The organism is Syntrophobotulus glycolicus DSM 8271, assembly GCF_000190635.1.
GTDB classification, from domain to species: domain Bacteria; phylum Bacillota; class Desulfitobacteriia; order Desulfitobacteriales; family Syntrophobotulaceae; genus Syntrophobotulus; species Syntrophobotulus glycolicus.
Genome location: NC_015172.1, coordinates 1,886,074 through 1,905,934, shown reverse-complemented (window position 1 = coordinate 1,905,934; position 19,861 = coordinate 1,886,074). Strand labels below are relative to the sequence as shown.

The 19,861-nt window shown below is 43.6% G+C and carries 21 protein-coding genes; 17 read left to right on the top strand and 4 right to left on the bottom strand.

Annotated features, from left to right (window positions below; translation table 11 throughout):
- The first annotated feature begins 181 nt into the window (after positions 1-181).
- From spoIVB to SGLY_RS09285, 10 genes are all read left to right on the top strand, one after another.
- Positions 182-1,423, top strand: coding sequence for a SpoIVB peptidase (gene spoIVB, locus SGLY_RS09330; RefSeq protein ID WP_013625040.1), 1,242 nt, complete (start codon positions 182-184; stop codon positions 1,421-1,423).
- Positions 1,424-1,638: 215 nt separating this feature from the next.
- Complete coding sequence (gene spo0A, locus SGLY_RS09325) at positions 1,639-2,451, top strand: sporulation transcription factor Spo0A (RefSeq protein ID WP_013625039.1); 813 nt, start codon at positions 1,639-1,641, stop codon at positions 2,449-2,451.
- A 260-nt stretch (positions 2,452-2,711) separates the two neighbouring features.
- On the top strand, positions 2,712-3,275 hold the full coding sequence (locus tag SGLY_RS09320) for an NUDIX domain-containing protein (protein WP_013625038.1): 564 nt from the start codon (positions 2,712-2,714) through the stop codon (positions 3,273-3,275).
- 66 nt (positions 3,276-3,341) lie between these two features.
- Positions 3,342-3,941 carry a stage II sporulation protein M gene (spoIIM, locus tag SGLY_RS09315; RefSeq protein ID WP_013625037.1) on the top strand — a complete coding sequence of 200 codons (600 nt, stop codon included), beginning with the start codon at positions 3,342-3,344 and terminating at the stop codon, positions 3,939-3,941.
- Between the two features lie 119 nt (positions 3,942-4,060).
- Complete coding sequence (gene xerD, locus SGLY_RS09310; protein ID WP_013625036.1) at positions 4,061-5,008, top strand: site-specific tyrosine recombinase XerD; 948 nt, start codon at positions 4,061-4,063, stop codon at positions 5,006-5,008.
- Positions 4,998-6,185, top strand: coding sequence for a phosphopentomutase (locus tag SGLY_RS09305; RefSeq protein ID WP_013625035.1), 1,188 nt, complete (start codon positions 4,998-5,000; stop codon positions 6,183-6,185). Before xerD ends, SGLY_RS09305 begins: the two co-directional genes overlap by 11 nt.
- A 1-nt stretch (position 6,186) precedes the next feature.
- Positions 6,187-7,026, top strand: coding sequence for a purine-nucleoside phosphorylase (locus SGLY_RS09300; RefSeq protein ID WP_013625034.1), 840 nt, complete (start codon positions 6,187-6,189; stop codon positions 7,024-7,026).
- Between the two features lie 67 nt (positions 7,027-7,093).
- Entirely contained in the window at positions 7,094-8,395 is a 1,302-nt protein-coding gene (locus tag SGLY_RS09295) for a thymidine phosphorylase (RefSeq protein ID WP_013625033.1), read from the top strand.
- Positions 8,396-8,591: 196 nt separating this feature from the next.
- A complete protein-coding gene (locus tag SGLY_RS09290; protein WP_013625032.1) occupies positions 8,592-9,071 on the top strand; it encodes a CoA-binding protein in 480 nt (159 codons plus the stop codon).
- 81 nt (positions 9,072-9,152) lie between these two features.
- Positions 9,153-10,322 carry a D-alanyl-D-alanine carboxypeptidase family protein gene (locus SGLY_RS09285; protein ID WP_013625031.1) on the top strand — a complete coding sequence of 390 codons (1,170 nt, stop codon included), beginning with the start codon at positions 9,153-9,155 and terminating at the stop codon, positions 10,320-10,322.
- Between the two features lie 31 nt (positions 10,323-10,353).
- Here SGLY_RS09285 and sigF read toward each other — a convergent pair whose 3' ends face one another.
- Genes sigF through SGLY_RS09270 form a run of 3 tightly spaced genes read right to left on the bottom strand, consistent with a single transcriptional unit; the run spans position 10,354 to position 11,911 of the window.
- On the bottom strand, positions 10,354-11,127 hold the full coding sequence (gene sigF / locus SGLY_RS09280; RefSeq protein ID WP_013625030.1) for an RNA polymerase sporulation sigma factor SigF: 774 nt from the start codon (positions 11,125-11,127) through the stop codon (positions 10,354-10,356).
- A 13-nt stretch (positions 11,128-11,140) separates the two neighbouring features.
- The gene (gene spoIIAB, locus SGLY_RS09275) at positions 11,141-11,575 is read right to left on the bottom strand and encodes an anti-sigma F factor (protein ID WP_013625029.1); all 435 of its coding nucleotides are present in this window, start codon (positions 11,573-11,575) and stop codon (positions 11,141-11,143) included.
- A 21-nt stretch (positions 11,576-11,596) separates the two neighbouring features.
- Positions 11,597-11,911, bottom strand: coding sequence for an STAS domain-containing protein (locus tag SGLY_RS09270; RefSeq protein ID WP_013625028.1), 315 nt, complete (start codon positions 11,909-11,911; stop codon positions 11,597-11,599).
- A 238-nt stretch (positions 11,912-12,149) separates the two neighbouring features.
- On the opposite strand from SGLY_RS09270, the gene spoVAC reads away from it, so the two are divergent.
- Genes spoVAC through SGLY_RS09250 form a run of 4 tightly spaced genes read left to right on the top strand, consistent with a single transcriptional unit; the run spans position 12,150 to position 15,518 of the window.
- Complete coding sequence (spoVAC, locus tag SGLY_RS09265; RefSeq protein ID WP_013625027.1) at positions 12,150-12,617, top strand: stage V sporulation protein AC; 468 nt, start codon at positions 12,150-12,152, stop codon at positions 12,615-12,617.
- 21 nt (positions 12,618-12,638) lie between these two features.
- Positions 12,639-13,646: a stage V sporulation protein AD gene (gene spoVAD, locus SGLY_RS09260; RefSeq protein WP_013625026.1), complete on the top strand. Its 1,008-nt coding sequence runs from the start codon at positions 12,639-12,641 to the stop codon at positions 13,644-13,646.
- Positions 13,647-13,659: 13 nt separating this feature from the next.
- Positions 13,660-14,022, top strand: coding sequence for a stage V sporulation protein AE (spoVAE, locus tag SGLY_RS09255; RefSeq protein WP_013625025.1), 363 nt, complete (start codon positions 13,660-13,662; stop codon positions 14,020-14,022).
- Positions 14,019-15,518: a spore germination protein gene (locus SGLY_RS09250; protein WP_013625024.1), complete on the top strand. Its 1,500-nt coding sequence runs from the start codon at positions 14,019-14,021 to the stop codon at positions 15,516-15,518. The genes spoVAE and SGLY_RS09250 overlap by 4 nt, the downstream gene beginning before the upstream one ends.
- 12 nt (positions 15,519-15,530) lie before the next feature.
- Here the strand turns inward: SGLY_RS09250 and SGLY_RS09245 are convergent, their stop codons facing one another.
- Positions 15,531-15,851 carry a hypothetical protein gene (locus SGLY_RS09245; RefSeq protein WP_148228111.1) on the bottom strand — a complete coding sequence of 107 codons (321 nt, stop codon included), beginning with the start codon at positions 15,849-15,851 and terminating at the stop codon, positions 15,531-15,533.
- A gap of 78 nt (positions 15,852-15,929) precedes the next feature.
- Here SGLY_RS09245 and SGLY_RS09240 point away from each other — a divergent pair, with 78 nt between their 5' ends.
- From SGLY_RS09240 to trpS, 3 genes are read left to right on the top strand one after another with little or no spacing between them, the layout of a single operon-like run.
- Positions 15,930-16,274: a hypothetical protein gene (locus tag SGLY_RS09240; protein ID WP_013625022.1), complete on the top strand. Its 345-nt coding sequence runs from the start codon at positions 15,930-15,932 to the stop codon at positions 16,272-16,274.
- Between the two features lie 53 nt (positions 16,275-16,327).
- Positions 16,328-18,892 (top strand): CBS domain-containing protein, encoded by a 2,565-nt coding sequence (locus SGLY_RS09235; protein WP_013625021.1) that lies wholly within the window; start codon positions 16,328-16,330, stop codon positions 18,890-18,892.
- Entirely contained in the window at positions 18,892-19,860 is a 969-nt protein-coding gene (trpS, locus tag SGLY_RS09230; RefSeq protein WP_013625020.1) for a tryptophan--tRNA ligase, read from the top strand. The genes SGLY_RS09235 and trpS overlap by 1 nt, the downstream gene beginning before the upstream one ends.
- Position 19,861: the final 1 nt, after the last annotated feature.

Here is a 19,861-nt window from a genome sequence, read left to right as displayed (position 1 = left end):
GAAAAAAAGAACAAAATTTTTATGTAAAATAAAGGAACCGTTAATATCAAGAAAGGTTAGAAATGATTTCACAGAATGAAACAACTGAATTCAGGAGAATTTATATCTAGGCTAAATTTTATTTCTACAGAATTATACCATATTTATGATGAGGAGGGAAAAAGCTGGAGGATTAAACAAAATGAAAAAATATAAAAGAAGAATCATTTTGTTTGTATTGTTATGTGCCAGTTTAGCACTGCCTCCCAGAATCTCAATGAGTTTTCCGACTTCAATATCTACACAATCTGCCATCTCTTTTTCTTTATTTGATTTTTTTAACCATGAAAACCAACAGCCGATCCAATCTGATTTACGAGTAATACCAGGAGGACAATCCATTGGCATCAGTTTAAGAACCAATGGAGTTTTAATTGTTGGGTATGCTCCTATTATTGATTCCAGTGGGAAAGAAAAATTTCCGGCAAAAAACGCAGGGATAAAAATCGGAGACATGATCTTAAGCATTAATGAGGTAAAGGCCCAGAATGATTTACAGGTTTCTGAAGAAATTGATCAGCAATGTCAAAAAAATAAGACAATCAATTTTACGATTAAAAGAGGAAATCAAATTCTGAAGAAACAAATTTCTCCGGTTTTCTGTTCCGAAACAAATCGAAACCGTATTGGATTATTTATTAGAGATGAGGCAGCAGGGGTAGGAACATTAACTTTTATTGAGCCAAAACAACAAATATTCGGAGCCTTAGGTCATGTGATTACTGACATGGATACCAATGAAAAAATCGAATTAAAAGACGGTAAGGTGATTGAATCATCAATTAGTTCCATTGAAAAGGGTAAAAATGGTGATCCAGGAGAAAAAATCGGTACTTTTATGATCAATTCAAATTTTTCCGGTAAAATTAATAAAAATACAGAAAGCGGAATTTACGGCACATTAGAAGGGAAATTTACGAATAAATTCTATAAGGATGGAATCCTGCTGGGATTGAAATCGGAAATTATCCCGGGTCCTGCTAAAATTTATACGGTTTTAAAAAATAATACAATAGAAGAATTTGATATTGAAATTGAAAAAATCATGCTCAACAGAAATGACAATAAAAATTTGATCATTAAAATAACCGATCCCAAACTTCTCGATCAAAGCGGCGGAATTGTTCAGGGAATGAGCGGAAGTCCTATTGTTCAGAATCAAAAGCTGATCGGAGCGGTCACTCACGTTTTTGTCAATGATTCAACAAGAGGATATGGAATTTTTATAGAAAATATGATCAAAGATTCTGGTTTGAATTCTTCAGCGGCTGCCCAAACGGGCAGCTCTTTTTATTATTTATTATCTTATTGTTCAAAAAAATTATCATCAAAAAATTTAAAATACGACAAGTTTTTTGCTTCCTATATGATAAACTTTTGTTAATTGAAATAAACATATCCTGATTAAACAATAAAGAAGAAGGCAATCCTCTTTTAATTATCACTTAACATTATAAAATTTTATTTATTTTCCAAAAATATATGCAGGAATTGAATCTTTATTGTCGAAGTTATATTACTTGTAAATATATGCTAATGTTTGGTAACTATGGTAAGTTTTAAGGAATTAGCTGGAAACAAGGGAGGGTTACTTAATTGATGCAGCAACCTATTCGAGTATTACTGGCTGATGATAACAGGGACTTTATTGAAATTCTTAGAGAGTACGTAAATAATCAGGAAGATATGATTCTTTCCGGTGTGGCATATAACGGTAATGATGCTTTGGAAATGATCAGAACGGAAGAGCCTGATGTTGTCGTTTTAGATATTATTATGCCTCATTTGGACGGACTTGGCGTCATGGAAAAATTTGATCTTGTTCCCAAACGTCCCCGAGTAATTATTCTTACATCTTTTGGTCAGGAAAACATGACCCATCGCGCAGTTCAACTGGGAGCCGATTATTATATTTTGAAACCCTTCGATATTGACACTTTAGGGAAAAGAATAAGACAACTGGTTGGTTATTATGATACAGTACCGCTCTCTTCTCCGATTCCTGCAATGACCAGAAGCGTTTTTTCTTCGGATTCAAGTTTGCAAACTCCGCTGAAGGCCGTTAATATTGATGTTGAAGTGACGAAAATGATTCAACAAATGGGTGTCCCGGCCCATGTCAAAGGTTACCAATATTTAAGGGATTCCATTGTAGCGGTGATTAAGGAAGTTGCCCTTCTTGGTGCCGTCACTAAGGAATTATACCCGATGATTGCCGGAAAATACAATACGACTCCAAGCAGAGTGGAAAGAGCGATACGGCATGCCATTGAACTGGCTTGGGATCGAGGGAATATTGAGTTCATGAATAAATTTTTTGGTTATACCATTAATCTAGACAGGGGTAAACCAACGAATTCCGAATTTATCGCCATGGTGGCAGATAAACTAAGGATTGCAGAAAAGGTCTAAATTAGCGTTGGTTTAAAGATTTATCCACAAGTTTTCAAAGAGTGATAAGTCTTTTTGATTTTATCATTGAAATCAAAATACCTCTGCGTTTCTATGCTTGGAGATAAACTAAATATAAATATTATTAATCGCAGCATCTTATTTAAGGTGCTCTTTTATCATTTTCATTCTATCAGATGCGATCATTAAGCAAAAAGATCAAAGGCATTGAACAGCCGTTATTTTCAATTTTTAAGAAGGGATTAAAGTGAGGAAAAAAGATGAACGAAAAACTGGATGAAAAACGCTTGGTAACGAAGACGATTTACGAAGGCAAAATCATACGGGTAAAAGAAGATTTAGTGGAGCTTCCCAATGGCAAAGAAACAACAAGGGAAGTTGTCCAGCATCCCGGTGCTGTCGGGATGCTGGCCGTTCAGGATGGTCAGATTTTTCTGGTCAGACAATACAGATATGCTTTGCAGCAGGAAACCTTGGAAATACCGGCAGGAAAAATTGACAGAGGGGAAGATCCGGAAATCTGTGCGATCAGAGAGTTAAGAGAAGAAATCGGCTATACGGGGAAGATGAAATATATGGGAACTTTTCATACCTCACCTGGCTTTGCCGATGAGATCATTCATCTTTATCAGGCTGATGAGCTTCAATGGTCGCCGCTTTCCTCCGATGAGGATGAATTTTTGGGTGTCATCAAGGTTCCCTTAGCTGAAGCCGTAGACATGGTGATGAACAATGAACTGAAAGATGCCAAAACCGTACTGGCCATCCTTTGGGCAAACCGGTTATTTGCTATCCCGGCGGGGGCGGAATATTTGGAAAAATAGGTCTTAAAGAAACCACTGTTTAATATATATTCCTGAGGACAAGTTCTTCGGGAAGGCTGTGTTTTTATGGTAAAAGCAGTGTTGAGTCATCTTAAGCAGTATTGGATGATTTATCTTACATTAACCAGTGTGCTTTTAGCAGGAATAATCTTTGGTGCAGTTGGTGTAAAGGCTTTGGGCAATGAGAAAGTGTCTGTTCTTACGGAATTCCTTAATCAGCTTCTGACAGAACAGCCTAAAACGATTGAAACATCCTTTTTGCAGCAATTGGCCAGAGACAATTTTCTGATTATGGCCGGTATCTGGTTATTGGGACTGACGATTGTCGGGACACCTTTAGTCTATTTGATTGTTTTTACGCGGGGGTTTATTATCGGATTTACCATTGCTTTCGTCATTAAGGCTCAAAAATTTGCCGGAATATGCCTTGCGCTGGTTTCCATCTTTTTGCCTTCCGTTTTGGCTATTCCCTGTCTGCTGCTTGGAGCAGGCCTGGCAACGATATTTTCCTTTCTCTTGCTCAAAGGGAAAAACAGAGGGGATTCTATGGGCAGGGAATTCCTTTATTACTGTATGACATCCTTGCTTGTTTCCCTGGGAGCAGTAATCGCCGGAGTTATGCAAGGATATTTCTCGGTTCTCGGCGTCAGGCTATTGGGTTACTGACTCCCGGTCATCAAACTTTTGGATATTGAGACACAGCTGGAGACGTCTGAGAATAAAGAATAAAGGAAAAACCCCCCCGAATGTAGAAATGATTCTCATGTAAGGAGGGGGCTTTTTTTGTGGATGAGCAGGTGTTGGATGACTATATTAACTATCTAAAAATAGAAAGGGGCTTATCGGGAAATACTTGCCAGAGCTACCGGCGGGACCTGAAAAAACTGTTGATTTATCTTGAAGAAAACCAAAATAATCTTTTTCAATGTCAGCCTGTTGATCTTTTTTCCTTCCTTTATTCCGTTAATGAGCAGGGGATTTCAGCGAGAAGTATAGCCCGGTATACAGCGGCTCTTAAGGGTTTTTTTTCTTATCTTTCAGATGAAGGAAAAAGAACGGATGATCCGACAGAGCTGATCGTCGTTCCTAAACTGGAACAGCCTCTTCCGCATGTTCTTTCGGAAAGTGCCGTCAATAGCCTTATCAATCATAGGGATGATAAAGAAAGCCAGGCCGGTATGCTCTTAGAAATCAGAGATACCGCAATTCTGGAAGTATTATATGGAAGCGGTCTGCGCGTATCGGAACTGATTACGCTAAGCCTGAATCAAATTTCCCTGGAAGTCGGATATGTCAGGTGCCGGGGCAAAGGAAACAAGGAAAGAATCGTACCTTTAAGTGAACCGTGCCTGCTTGCCCTCCAGAAGTACCTGCTGGAAGCCAGAAATCACCTGTTGAGAAAAAACCGCAAACCAACAACAGCTGAAAGCAATTCTCTGTTCCTCAATGCAAGAGGAGGCAGGCTTACCCGGCAGGGAATTTGGACAATACTGAAGAACAGGGCGGTAAAGAATAAGGCCGGAGCAAAGATCTATCCGCACTTGATGAGGCACTGTTTTGCCACCCACCTTTTGGATCACGGCGCAGATCTGCGCTCGGTGCAAGAGATGCTGGGCCATGCCGATATATCGACAACCCAGATCTATACCCATCTTACAAAGAACAGACTGCGGGATGTCTTCGAAAAAGCCCATCCCAGAGCAAAGCGAGGAGGACAAAAAAATGACGCGTAGAGCAATTCTCATTGTGCTGGACAGTGTGGGAATAGGTGCCATGCCTGATGCCGGGGATTATGGTGATGAGGGCAGCAATACCCTGGGCAATATCGCCAGGGCAATGGGCGGGTTAAACATCCCCAACCTGCTGAGACTTGGTTTGGGTAATATCGCAGAGCTTCCGTTTACTCAAGCTGCCGAAAACCCTTTAGGTTGCTATGGCAAGATGGCGGAAAAATCCAAAGGTAAAGATACAACGACCGGTCATTGGGAAATGACGGGAATCATATCAGAAAGGGCTTTCCCGGTTTTCCCTCAGGGATTCCCCGAACCTTTTATCCAAGAATTTGAAAAGAAAATTGGCCGCAAGGTTCTGGGCAATGAAGTTGCCTCGGGTACGGAGATCATACAAAGGCTGGGCAAGGAACACGTCAGGACCGGAAGACCGATTGTCTATACCTCGGCAGATTCTGTCTTTCAAATTGCCGCCCATGAGGAAGTGATTTCCTTGGCTGAACTGATGCACATCTGCCAAACGGCCCGGGAAATGCTGGTTGGGGAAATGCAGGTTTCCAGGGTAATTGCCAGGCCCTTTTTAGGAACAGAGGACGATTATTACCGGACGAGTAATCGCCATGACTTTTCCATAAAACCGACTGGAAAGACCCTTTTAGATCAGATTAAAGAGAACGGCATGTCCGTTTTAGCCGTTGGCAAAATCAATGATATTTTTGCGGGATGCGGGATTACGGAGCATGTCTCCACAATTGGGAATATGGATGGCGTTGAAAAAACCCTGGCCTATATGAAAAAAGACTTCAAGGGTTTAATCATGACCAATCTTGTTGATTTTGACATGCTTTACGGTCACCGCAACAATGTGCAAAGTTATGCGGATGCCTTAGCGAACTTTGATCAAAGAATACCGGAAATTCTGGAAACAATGAAAGAAGAGGACCTGCTCTTGATCACCGCGGATCATGGCTGTGACCCCACGACGATCAGTACAGACCATTCCAGGGAATATGTCCCTTTGCTAGTGTTTGGGAAAAGAATCAAAAACGGAGTAGACCTGGGCTTGCGAGCCAGCTTCGCCGATATCGGGGCAACCATATCTGAGTACTTAGAGATTGCCCCGCCGCAAGCCGGCAAAAGCTTTATGGATTCAATCAGAGATGATAAGGAGGCCCGGTAAGATGGATGCACAAGTTCAACCGATTGACCAGATCAATCAAGCCGCACTCGAGATCAAAAAGAAGCTCGGTTCACTTTCCCCACAATTCGGTGTCATTTTGGGGTCCGGTCTCGGAGGCTTTGCGGAATTGATTGAGGATAAAATCATTATTCCTTATGAAGAGATCCCCGATTTTCCGATTTCCACAGTAGAAGGGCACTGCGGTCGTTTGGTTGCGGGCAGAATCGGAGAAAGAAGCCTGATTGCTTTGCAGGGCCGTTTTCACTATTATGAAGGCTATGACATGCAAGAGGTCACTTTTCCTGTCCGTGTCCTGAAATCCTTAGGGATCAAGGGCCTGATCGTGACCAATGCTGCCGGCGGGGTGAATACGGCCTATGCGCCGGGAGATTTGATCATCATCGAAGACCATATTAATCTTATCGGCAGGAATCCCTTGCGAGGAAAGAATTATCCTGAGCTGGGACCTCGTTTTCCGGATCTCAGTGAAGCCTACGACCCGGTATGGAGAAAAACAGCATCAGAGGCCATGGCTGAACTGGGAATCACTCCCCAACAGGGGATTTATGCGGGGTTGAGCGGCCCAAGCTATGAAACTCCGGCCGAAATCAGGTACTTGAGGACGATAGGCGCCGATTTGGTGGGAATGTCGACCGTACCTGAAGTGATTGTGGCCAATCATGGGGGAATGAGAGTTTTGGGCCTTTCCTGTGTGACGAATATGGCGGCGGGTGTCTTAAAACAAAAGCTCAATCATCGGGAAGTCATCGAGACTACGGAAAAGATTGAAAAAACCTTTGTTGCTTTATTAACATTAATCATCAAAAAGCTTGATGATTAGCACTGAAATGATTGGTTATCAGATCTGTTTGCTTGAAAAATAAGCTAGTCAAAGGGGCTGCTTCTTGATGAGAATGGTCGATTTGATTGAAAAGAAACGCAATGGTCAGCTCTTAAACAAAGAGGAAATCCAATTCATTATCCGGGGCTATGTCAGTGGGGATATTCCGGATTATCAGATTTCGGCATGGTTGATGGCAATCTATTTTCAGGGTATGCTTGCTGAGGAAACTGCCGAGCTTACGCTGGCAATGGCTCAAAGCGGTAAACAGATAGACCTGGGCAAATACGGTTTGCACTGTATCGACAAACACAGTACAGGAGGAGTAGGAGATAAGACGACACTTATTGTTGCTCCTTTAGTGGCCGCCTGTGGAGTCAAGATCGCAAAAATGTCCGGACGGGGACTTGGTTTTACCGGGGGAACAATAGACAAATTGGAGGCTATTCCGGGTTTTCACACAGAACTTAGCGAAGAAGCTTTTCTCAAACAGGTTGCTGATATTGGTTTGGCTGTCACCGCGCAATCCGCGGATATTGTTCCCGCCGATAAGAAACTCTATGCCTTGAGAGATGTTACAGGAACCGTCAATTCTATTCCCCTGATTGCTTCCTCGGTCATGAGCAAAAAAATTGCTGCCGGGGCACAAGGTATTGTTTTGGATGTCAAGTACGGATCAGGGGCCTTTATGCCGGATATCGAGCAGGCTAGGACCCTGGCTGAAATCATGGTGGATATCGGGAACAAGCTGGAACGGAAAACCATAGCCATACTCAGTGACATGAACCAGCCTTTAGGGAATGCAGTGGGCAACAGCCTGGAGATTCTGGAAGTAGTGGATTCTTTACAGGGAACTGGGCCGGCTGATCTGTTAGAGGTTTGCCTTTTACTCGGAAGCTGGATGTTGATTGCCGCCGGCAAGACAGATTGTGTCGGGGAAGGGAAAAGGCTCTTGCAAAAAGCCCTTGATTCCGGAGCCGCCTGGCAGAAATTCTGCCAGTTGATTTCCGCCCAAAAAGGAGATCTGCTTAAAGTTCAAAATAAGGAGTTATTTTTAGCGCCCTATGTAAAGACCTACCAGGCCCCGGAGGATGCTTTTATTCAGAATATTGATGCCGGCTTGGTGGGACGGGCGGCCATGATGCTGGGAGCGGGCCGTGAGACCAAAGAAAGCACGATTGATTTCGGGGCAGGTCTGGTTATTCTGAAAAAAACCGGTGAAAAAGTCTTGACCGGGGAATCCTTATTGAAAATCTATACATCCGATGCCCAAAAGGCTGAAAGCAGCATGGACATACTCAGAAAAGCACTGGTCCTGGGGCAGGAGAGGCCCGTCCTGCCTATGGCAAATACCATTGTTGTCCAATAGAAAATACCGGGGGCTTAAGCCCATATCATAAATATGATTAAAGATATCTGATGAAAAACAGATCAAAACGTTTGGCGATGGTTCTCTAACCATCGCCAAACGTTTTTTCACGATTGAAAGCTTTTTTGCAGGAATGAATCATATGCATTAAATGAATCATATGCATTAGTAGAAAGAAAACAGGAGTGAAGATAAGATGAAAAGAAAAAAACATGTATTTGAATTGGCAGACGGTCTTAACACCAAAATGAGCTTTGCCGTGGTCGCAAATAAAGAAAAGTTTTTAAAGCATAAGCACGCCTGGAAAGCCTGGCGTTTATTTAAAGAGTTCGGATGCCGGGTTTATCCTGTTGCTGAGGACTTAGCCAGAATCGAAGGGTGCAAAGGATATTCTTCTTTGGCGGAGCTGCGAGGGACAGTTGATGTCGTCGTTTTGTGTGTCCACCTGGATCTTGCTCCTGAGATCGTTGAACAGACAGCTGCGGCAGGGGCATTTTGTATCTGGTTTCAGGAAAAAAACTGGACGGAGGAAATCGATCAACAGTGCCAAGAAAAGGGACTTAAAGTCGTCAGAGGCTGTGTGCTCAAGCATAAAATTTACCTTAAGCCCTTTGCTTATTTCCATCCTTGTTTTTGGCACGGGATAGGACAGCCAAAAGTGCCGTCGAAATATTAAGAAAAAACATTTTAGAATTCTATAAAAGAAATTTTAAAAGGGTATACTAAAACATCAACTGGAACAAAAGGAGGTTTGGGTATGCATACGCTCAAAAAAATGATTTCTGTCCTGATTTCTTTGGTGATTGCCGTTTCCTGCTTTTTCATGTATGATGTAGAGCCTCTTATGGCAGCGAATATTGAAACATCGGCGGGCAGTGCGATTCTTATTGATGCTTCCTCGGGCAAAGTTCTATATGAAAAAGATGCCCATAAGCGCTTAGCCCCGGCCAGTGTCACGAAGCTGATGACCCTGCTGATTGCAGCCGAAGCGCTGGAATCGGGAAAAGTGAATTTGAAGGATACTGTAACGGCCAGTGAAAGGGCTTGTTCTATGGGCGGATCACAGATATACCTGGAAGTGGGCGAGAAGCTGTCTCTGGAAGAGATGCTGATTTCTATTGCAGTCGGATCGGCAAATGATGCCTGTGTTGCTGTGGCGGAACATATTAACGGCTCTTTAGAAGAGTTTGTGCATCAAATGAATGAAAAAGCAAAGAAATTGGGTTTGGTCGATACCAACTTTATTAATGATAATGGCCTTCCGGCGGAAGGACATTATACCAGTGCCTATGATCTGGCTATTATTGCCAAAGAATCTTTAAAATATCCGCTCATTTCCAAATTGACTTCAATCAAAGAGTATGATTTAAGAGGCGGAAAATTTAAATTATATAACACCAATAAACTGCTTTGGTGGTATGAAGGGACAAGCGGCTTAAAAACAGGCTGGACCCAGGAAGCAAAATATTGCTTGGCCTCAACTGTTGAACGTAACGGGTTAAAGCTTATTTGTGTGGTCATGGCAGTCCCGGAAGTACGAGGACATTTTGCCGAATCAATGAAGCTCTATAATTATGGATTCGCCAATTATTCTTATAAAAAATTTGCTGAAGCCGGATCAAAACAAGGAGAAACGACAGTTCAAAAAGGAACTGCCGAAAAAGTTGATCTTATCGTGGATAAAGCCGTAGGGATCAGCATAGAAAAGGGGAAAGACAAGGATTACAGGATGGAGATCAGTTATGATCAAACTATTCATGCCCCTGTTGTTAAAGGTCAGAAGCTGGGGCAAATGAGCATCTATAACGGAGATGAGCTCCAAATAGAAGTTGATTTGGTCGCAAAAGATGATGTCGCTAAATCTTCCTTATTCGGTTTAATGAAGAAATCTCTCCAAAACACTTATGATTTCGGAAAAGCCTCCTAGCAAAGAAGCAAGATCATCGTTGATAAGATTTTCAGTCATCGGTCATCATTTGCTTAAGATGCAAAAGGGCCGCCCGTTCTATTCTGGAAATTTGAACCTGGGACAGGTTTAATCTTTTGGCAATTTCGCTTTGGGTTTTATCTTCATAGAACCGCATGACCAGTACCTGCTTTTCCCGTTCCGGCAGTTTATTCAGCACATCTTTGAGTGCGACTTCTTCAAACCAGGCCGGTACAAGATCTTTTTCCACCGGAATCTGGTCAAGGATATAGATCGGATCGGAATCATCCTGATAGAGCGTGTCATTGATCGAGGTAGGACTCTGTACAGCGTCCAGAGCGGTGACGATTTCCTCACTGCCGACATTGAGATCCTGGGCAATTTCATTTACGGTCGGTTCACGGTTGAGTTCAAGGGATAATTTTTCCCGTGAACGATGAATTTTATAAACAAGCTCTTTATAAGAGCGGGGAACTTTAATGGGATGATCATCACGCAGAAAGCGCCTGATTTCGCCGATAATCATCGGTACGGCATAAGTTGAAAATTTAACCCCATAAGAAAAATCAAATTTGTCTATTGCTTTGATCAGGCCAATGGTGCCAATCTGAAACAAATCCTCAAGCTCATAGCCCCGGTGCGTAAATCTTTGAATTAAATTAAAAATTAATTTCAGATTGCAATTGATCAGCTGTTCCCGGGCATCATGATCCCCGGCTTGAGCTTTGTGCAGCAATTCAGTCATTTCTTGCTCTTTAAGCAGAGGAAATCTGGGTAGATTCATTTCCGTTAATCGATGAATCATTTTCTTTCCCCCCTCAATGCGAGGAAGAACGGTGAGATGCCAGGTACTTGACCAGTTTAACCTTTGTCCCTTTGCCAACTTCGGATTCAACATTCAATTCATCCATAAATGACTTCATAAAGACAAAACCAAGTCCCATTCTTTCCGGATCTGTCGAATAGGAAGCCTGCATTGCCTGGTCAATATCGGCAATTCCACAACCCGAATCGCTGACAAGGATCATTACTTTTTCGGAAGTGGTTTCTATTTCCATTGTGACAAATTCAGCGGGAGCGTTCTGATAACCATGAATAATTGCATTGGAAACAGCTTCCGAAACGGCTACCTTCAGTTCTTCAAGTTCGTTAAGAGGAAAATTCAGCTGAGCCCCAAGAGCAGAAGCCAGCATTCGGGCAATGGTCACATTCTCTGAAATACTTTGGAAAGTAAAAGTCATCCTATTGTTCATTTTTTTTCCCCTCTCTACTTTTTAAGCAGTTTCATCTTTTTCAAACTGAATAATTTTTGGAAGCCCGGCCATTTCCATAATTTTATAGACGTGGGGCGGAGCATTGACAATTTTTAATTTGCCTCCCAAGGTCAGAAGCTTTTTGTACCTTCCTAAAATCATCCCCAACCCTGAACTATCGATAAACTTGACATTTTCCATATTTATAATGACTGTTTTTATCCCCTTTTTATCAATATCACGATCGATCACATTGCGCAGGCTTTGGGCATTATTGAGATCTAATTCGCCATCAAGGAATAAATACATGGTTTGACGTTCAACTTTCTTTTCCATTTATTCGTTCACGCTCCTCCTATTTTGCCGGCAAAGACATATCCATACTCTTCGACGCCTGACAGTAATTTCCTTTGTATCCCTAGAGCAAAATTATTGAAGAAAAATGCGAATAATTTAAATAATTAACAGAAAATAAGAAATAATATGTGGAGTGAAATCCATATTTAGCAGAATAATCACGATTAATGAACCTAATGATCTTAGGTCTTATTTTAAATTTAAAGGAGGTTTGACCATGGCAAATAGTTCAAACACGTTGTCGATCAAAATTACACCGGAAGAGTACAAAGAAATGACGGCAAAGGCTACACCGGCGCCAACAGTCCTGAAAAACAGCCTGTTTGCTTTTTTAATCGGCGGAATCATCTGCCTGATCGCCCAAATCATTATTAATTTTTATACGATCTACCTTAATCTTCCCCTGAAAACGGCCCAGAATGCCGGGACGGCGACAATGATTTTTCTGGGGGCTCTACTGACAGGACTGGGTGTCTATGACAATATCGGAAAATATGGAGGCGCAGGTTCGATTGTTCCTGTGACCGGCTTTGCCAACTCCATGGTCTCACCGGCTTTGGAGTATAAAAGAGAAGGGTATGTTATGGGGGTGGGGGCCAAATTATTTACCATTGCCGGACCTATTCTGGTCTTTGGGATTACTGCTTCCATCGTGATCGGCATCATCTATTTTCTTTTAAGATGAGATAAAAAGGGGTGAAAACCAATGAATACAAAGAGAGTCGGCAACCAGACAGTTGTTTTTCAGAATCCGCCGTTCATCATTTCAGCATACTCGATTGTCGGACCGAAAGAAGGCCAAGGACCTTTGGCCCAAAGCTTTGATCAGATCCTTCAGGATACTTATGCTGGTGAAAAGAGCTGGGAAAAGACCGAACAAAAAATGATTGAAACCGCGATTCGTCAAACAATCGTAAAAGCGCAATTCACAAATCAGGATATTCATTATATGCTGGCAGGAGATTTACTCAATCAGATGATCTCCGCCAACTTTACGGCCAGGCAGCTTGCGCTGCCTTTTATCGGAGTATACGGCGCTTGTTCGACTATGGCTTTGACAACCGCTCTGGGTGGAATGCTGATTGATGGCGGCTTTGCCAATAAAGTTGTGTGTGGAGCCTCAAGCCATCATGATACGGCAGAAAGGCAGTACCGTTTTCCGACCGAGCAAGGGATTCAACGACCACTGTGGGGACAATGGACAGTCACAGGTGCAGGCGCCGTTTTGCTTTCTGATGCCGGTAACGGGCCGAAAGTAACCTCGGCAACCCTTGGAAAGGTTGTTGATCTTGGGGAAACAGACAGCAATAATATGGGAGCGGCAATGGCTCCTGCCGTCGCCGATACCTTGATCAGCCACTTTAATGATTTAAACCGCCAGCCTGATTATTATGATTTAATTCTATCGGGGGATTTGGGTTCGGTAGGGTTTGAGCTTTTATTGCAACTGCTGGACAAAAGCGGAATTAAGATTGGGAATAATTTTGGAGATTGCGGCAAGATGATTTACAGCCTGGAACAGGATACCCATGCCGGAGGAAGCGGTTGCGGCTGTTCAGCCGTGGTCTTGGCGGGAGATCTGCTGAAAAGGCTGAACAACGGCAGTTTGCGGAAAATTCTCTTGGTCGGAAGCGGAAGCCTGCATAGTCCGGTTTCTTCCTTCCAGGGTGAATCCATTCCGGGGATCGGTCATGCCATTACAATAGAGGTTTAAAGGAGGCGGCAAAATGTTTACGATGATTATTCCGGCTTTCATTGTGGGGGGACTGATCTGCGTGATCGGTCAATTACTGATGGATTTAACAAAACCTCAAATTACACCCGCCCATATTTTAGTCATCTTTGTGACAGGGGGGGTGCTTCTGGGTGCTCTCGGCTGGTATGAGCCCCTTGTCAAGATGGGGGGGGCCGGTGCAACCATACCTTTGTCCGGGTTTGGTTACTTGCTGGCTAATGGAGCGATGCAGGGAGTGAACGAAAACGGTTTTCTGGGAGCTATCTCCGGCGGAGTCCAGGCAGCAGCGGTAGGTATAGCCGGAGCGGTTTTATTTGGTTATCTGACCGCACTAATATTTAATCCGAAAGGATGATGGTTTTGACAACTTCAGCGGAAACAAATGCCGAAATATCCAAAAACTATCAGGAAAATATTGATTTATTAAATCATCTCCTCGGTTATCCGGACAGTTTTGACATTGTCTTAAGGGAAATGGTGATCGGCGGCAAAAAAATTGCGATTTATTCGATTAACGGAATGATTTCCAGACCGGCAATCAACCTGATTATGAATACCTTCGTCGAGCTGGAAAGAGCGGAGCTTTCGGTTAATGCCCTCGAAAAACTGGTTAAGAATAAAATCAATGATTTACAGGTTACAGAAGTCCAAACCATGGATGAAATCGTTTATTTTCTTTTATCCGGGGCAATGGCAATTTTGATTGAAGGAAAAACCCAGGCTATTGTTGTTGATTTAAGGACATTCCCGGGCAGAATGCCTGAAGAGCCTGATATTGAACGAGTAACCAGGGGTTCGCGGGATGGCTTCACCGAAACTTTGCTTTTCAATACCATCCTTTTGCGCAGGCGTCTGCGCGATCCCAAATTAAGAATGAAGCTTGTTCAGGCGGGAAGCAGGTCTAAAACCGATGTCTGTATTGCTTACATCGAAGATATCACCAATGCCGATATGGTAACCGAAATTGAGAGGGAGATTCAGAATATCAAAATTGACGGGATTCCCATGGCAGAAAAAACTGTGGAAGAATTTATTCTGGGAAGCAAATTCTGGAACCCTTTTCCGCGGGTCAGATATACGGAGCGGCCGGATGTTGCCGCTATGCACCTTTTAGAAGGCAATGTGATCGTGATCGTCGATACTTCACCCAGTGTGATTGTCGCTCCTGTGACCCTGTGGCATCATGTCCAGCATGCGGAAGAATACCGGCAAGAACCGGTAGTTGGGGCTTTTTTACGTTGGATAAGATTTTTAGCGATATTTCTTTCTGTATTTCTCCTGCCCGCATGGTTGGCCGGGGCTCTGAATACCCAAGCTTTACCGGAATGGCTGCGGTTTATCGGGGTGGAAAAAATCGCCAAGATCGGCCTGTTCCCTCAGGTCATAATCGGAGATATCGGGATAGATATGTTAAGAATGGCCGCCATCCATACTCCGACTCCCTTGGCTACGGCTTTAGGTCTTGTCGCTGTTTTTATGATGGGGGATGTGGCCATCAAGGTAGGTCTGTTTAATCCCGAGGTGATTATGTACCTGGCGTTTGCCGCGGTCGGAACATTTGCTACTCCCAGCTATGAGCTTTCTATGGCCAATAGACTGGTCAGACTGTTCCTGATCATCATGGTCGGACTGTTTAATTTTTGGGGACTGGGGATTGGGACAATATTGGTGTTTTTCTTGCTGTGGCGGACAAAGTCATTTGGCATTCCGTATTTATGGCCGCTGATTCCTTTAGATATCAAAGCCTTGGGGACGATTCTGGTCCGCTCACCGGTCCCTATCGCCAACAAAAGGCCCAGCATTCTCAAACCTAAAGACAGAATCCGGCAGCCGGAAGCCCGTAAAGAATAAAAAAGTCTTTGATTAATTTTTCTGCTTTAACGGACGGACAAAGATCAGGTCCAAAGATAGCAGGATTAATGAGGATACCATAATAATATTGAGTCCGCGATTTGCCTTTGTATAACTGACCGGGATACCTGGGGGGGCCGCAAACTGACCGGGTGGAAAAGCAAATTGACGTTGGGGGACGGAAAATTGATTTACCGGAGCAGGAAAGTGTTGCGGGGGTAAATCATAAGAGGTTGAAGAAATAGTGCTGTAATTATATGGCTGAATAGTGCTATAATAATGAACTGGAACTACAGTTGAAGGACAGTGTTTGCGAAACAAGGCATTCATCATAATCTCCTTCCTTTTTGTTCCAGTATATTTTTTTTTTTAGATAATGCTACAAAACAGAGAAACGGGAGAGTGGACTCAATGAAAGAAATTATGGCAAAACTAAAAGAATATTTACAAATGGAAACAGAGATTCCTTTCGGAGAATTTAAAAGCTATTATGAGCAGGTGATCAAAGAGTTGAATGGAACCTTTCAGGATATGGATCAAAAGAACTGTTTTGATGCCAGATACACCTGTTTAATCATTCAGGGCAATGCTGATGCCAGGGCAAAAACGGATAAGGGCAATATGAAGCAATTTAAAAAGATCTCGGCAAAATGCGCCTTTTGGATTGAGGCCATAGACTATCGCCTGCAAAAAGACGGCTTGACTACGGACGATATTGAAAATGCCATGCGCGGCTTAAATGAGAAGATGGTATAAAGCATGACATAATGCTATAATTTGTATAATCTTTTGTTAGCGGAGAAATACAAATGGAAATTATTCTCTCCCATCAATATCCTGATTTTGATGCCTTAGCCTCAATGGTTGCAGCCCAAAAAATATACCCCAAGGCAGAAATGATCATTGACGGCAAAGCAAATTCATATGTCCAGGACTTCCTGGCCTTAGCGAAGGATCAGCTTTCTTATCAAAAATTGAAGGATATTGACCCTCACCAGGTAACCAAAATTATTTTGGTGGATACCTCTGAATTGGCAAGGGCAGTATCAAGCAAAAACTTGCTGCTCTTATTTGAGAAATGTGATTTGATCATTTATGATCATCATCCCTATCCGGGCAAGCGGCATGCAGGTCTTTGCATTGAGCCTGTGGGCGCCTGTACCACTTTGCTGGTGGAAAAGATAAGCAAGGCTGGCAAAAGATTGTCCGGCTTTGAGGCGACTCTGCTGGCTTTGGGGATATACGATGATACAGGCAGCTTGTTATTTGAAAATACAACCTCCAGAGATTTAACGGCAGCAGCTTATCTTTTGGAGCAAGGCGCCCAATTAAGCGTGATTTCCGAATATTTAAGAAGACCGCTCAGTCCGCAGCAAACAAAACTTTTACAGGTGCTTTTGGATAACGGGCAGACGGAAACCATTCAGGGAATGCCGGTCTTCATTTCTTATGCTGAATGCAGGGAATACTTTGAAGGGCTTGCCGTATTAGCGAATAGGATAGGAGAGCTTGAACGTCCGGACACCTGGTTTTTAATCGTGAAAATGGGACAAAGAGTTTATCTTGTCGGCCGTTCGCGGGGAGATGCCTTGCCGGTCAACAAAATATTGTCGGGTTTTGGCGGAGCGGGGCATGACAAGGCTGCTTCCGCCGTCCTTAAAGATACAGGAATTGAACAGGCCCTATTCAGCTTAAAAGAGCAAATTGCGGAATTTGTTCGTGAACCTCATTTAGTTCAGGACATCATGAGTTTTCCGGTGAAGACCGTTTCTTCGGACACGGTAATGGAAGAGGTAGGAAAGCTGCTTCTGCGTTATGGGCATACAGGCTTTCCGGTTGTTGATCATGGCCGGCTGGTCGGAGTGATCTCGCGAAGAGATGTGGACAAGGCATTGAAGCACGGTTTGCAGCATGCTCCGGTTAAAGGATTCATGACGAAAGAAGTCATTACGGTTCAGCCTGATTTAGGCTGGGAAGAAGTACAGAGAATCATGATTCAGCATGATGTTGGCAGGATTCCAGTGGTAAAAGAAGGATTCCTTGTCGGTATTGTTTCAAGATCAGATGTCCTGCGGCTGGTTTATGGCAGTGTCGTGCCCACAACAGGACGATTGGTGCTGGAAAGAAGTCAGGCCATGCGGGATGACGTTCTTGACCTGATCAGAGAGCTGCCCCCTGAAATAGGACTGCTGTTGGATAAGATTAAAGAAACGGCAGATCATCTGGGGATTCAAGCTTACCTTGTCGGAGGATTTGTCCGGGACCTCTTCTTAAGGAAATCATCACAGGATCTTGATGTAGTTGTGGAGGGAGACAGCAATTCGTTTGCCAATCAGCTGATCGAGGTGGTTGAGGTGCATAAAGTCGTTCAACATCATCAGTTTGGAACGGTCAAGATTACGTTTCGTGATGGGACGCATCTTGATATTGCGGGCAGCCGGTGGGAAGAATATGATTTTCCCGGAGCCTTGCCGACGATTGAGGAATCTAACCTTAAAGAAGATTTATTCCGGCGCGATTTCACTGTAAATGCCATGGCCCTTTGCCTGAATGCCAACCGCTTTGGTGAAGTGGTGGATTTTTATGGCGGATTAAGAGATCTGCAACAGGGTGAAATCAGGTTTTTACATAATTTGAGTTTCATTGAGGACCCGACAAGAATGATTCGGGCAGTCCGTTTTGCCTGCCGTTATCACTTTAAGATCGCCAAAGTCACCAGAGAAGCAATCAATACAGCCTTGCAGGCCAATGTCCTGCTCAAGATCAGCAAAGAAAGGTTCACCGAAGAACTGATGTTGATCCTGCCGGAGCAAGCGTATCAGAAAATGGTTCGGGAATTGGCGGCGTTCGGCCTGATGAAAAATTGGTTTGGCCGGGAATTTGCCTGGAACCTTGCCGAAAGTGAGGAAGAGGTTAAGGACTGGGATCTAGAGAAAAAATGGCTTGGCCTTCTGATCAGCCTTGAAAATGATGAGATTAGAGCTGTTTTGGACAGACTGGCATTCACGAAGAGTATGCTTAAACATACGTTGGACTATGTTGCTGTTCGCAGTAAACTCAGAGCTGCCGGCGACTGTCCGCAAGAAGGATATGCGGCTTTGTTTGGGGTGAAAGAAGGAATTGTTGATCTCCTGAAAAAGCATGAGGATTTGCGGCCTCTGATTGAAAGCTATCAGCAAGCCCTGCAAAACCTTAAGATGACGATCAGGGGATCAGACTTGTTGGCGGCCGGCATTCCGGAAGGGCCGGAAATAGGCAGGATACTTCAGGACATCCATCTGGCCTGGCTGACAGGAAAAATATCCGATTTTGAAGAAGAAAGAAATTATCTGCTGCAAATCCTTAAACGAAACAGCGAAGGGAGTACCAAGTGATGGGAAAGAGAATTTTGAGCGGCATGCGGCCCACAGGATCCTTACATATCGGACATTTGAGTGTAATTCAAAATTGGGTCAGGCTGCAGGATGAGTATAACTGTTTTTTCACGATTGTTGACTGGCATGCCCTGACAACAGGCTACCAGGATAAATTAGATATGAAGAATCTGATCCGGGAAATCGCTGTTGATTGGTTAAGTGTGGGCTTGGACCCTGTGAAAAGCGCCATATTTGTCCAGTCCCACGTAAAGGAACATGCTGAATTGCACCTGCTTTTTTCCATGTTCACCCCGCTTTCCTGGCTGGAACGGGTGCCAACCTATAAAGACCAGATTAATCAGTTGGCTGAAGACGGTAAGGATCTTCACACCTACGGATTCCTTGGTTATCCTCTGCTGCAGGCTGCGGATATCTTATTGTATAAGGCCGATGCCGTCCCTGTCGGCGAGGATCAAATTCCCCATATTGAATTGTGCCGGGAGGTCGGACGCCGGTTTAACCATCTTTATGGAAAACTGTTTCCGGAGCCGCAGGCCCTGATCGGAAAAATACCCCTGCTTCCCGGAGTTGATGGGAGGAAAATGAGCAAAAGCTATAATAATGCGATTTCACTGACGGCTTCTCCAGAGGAGATTAATACCAGAGTGAAACAGATGATCACAGATCCTCAAAGGATACGAAAAGATGACCCCGGGCATCCGGAAGTCTGTATCGTCCATCAATTTCACAAAATTTATTCTCCTGATGTGGCCGGAATTGAAGAAGAATGCCGGCAGGGTAAGATTGGCTGTGTGGCGTGCAAGCGTTATCTTGCCGAAGTCATTGAAAACGTGCTGGCACCATTCAGGGAAAGAAGACGGCTTTGGGAAGACAGGGTTGACGAGGTGCTTGAGGAAGGTGCTGCCAAGGCCCGTCAGGCTGCTTCAGAGACCATGCGGGAAGTACGCGGCTTGATCGGAGTATAAG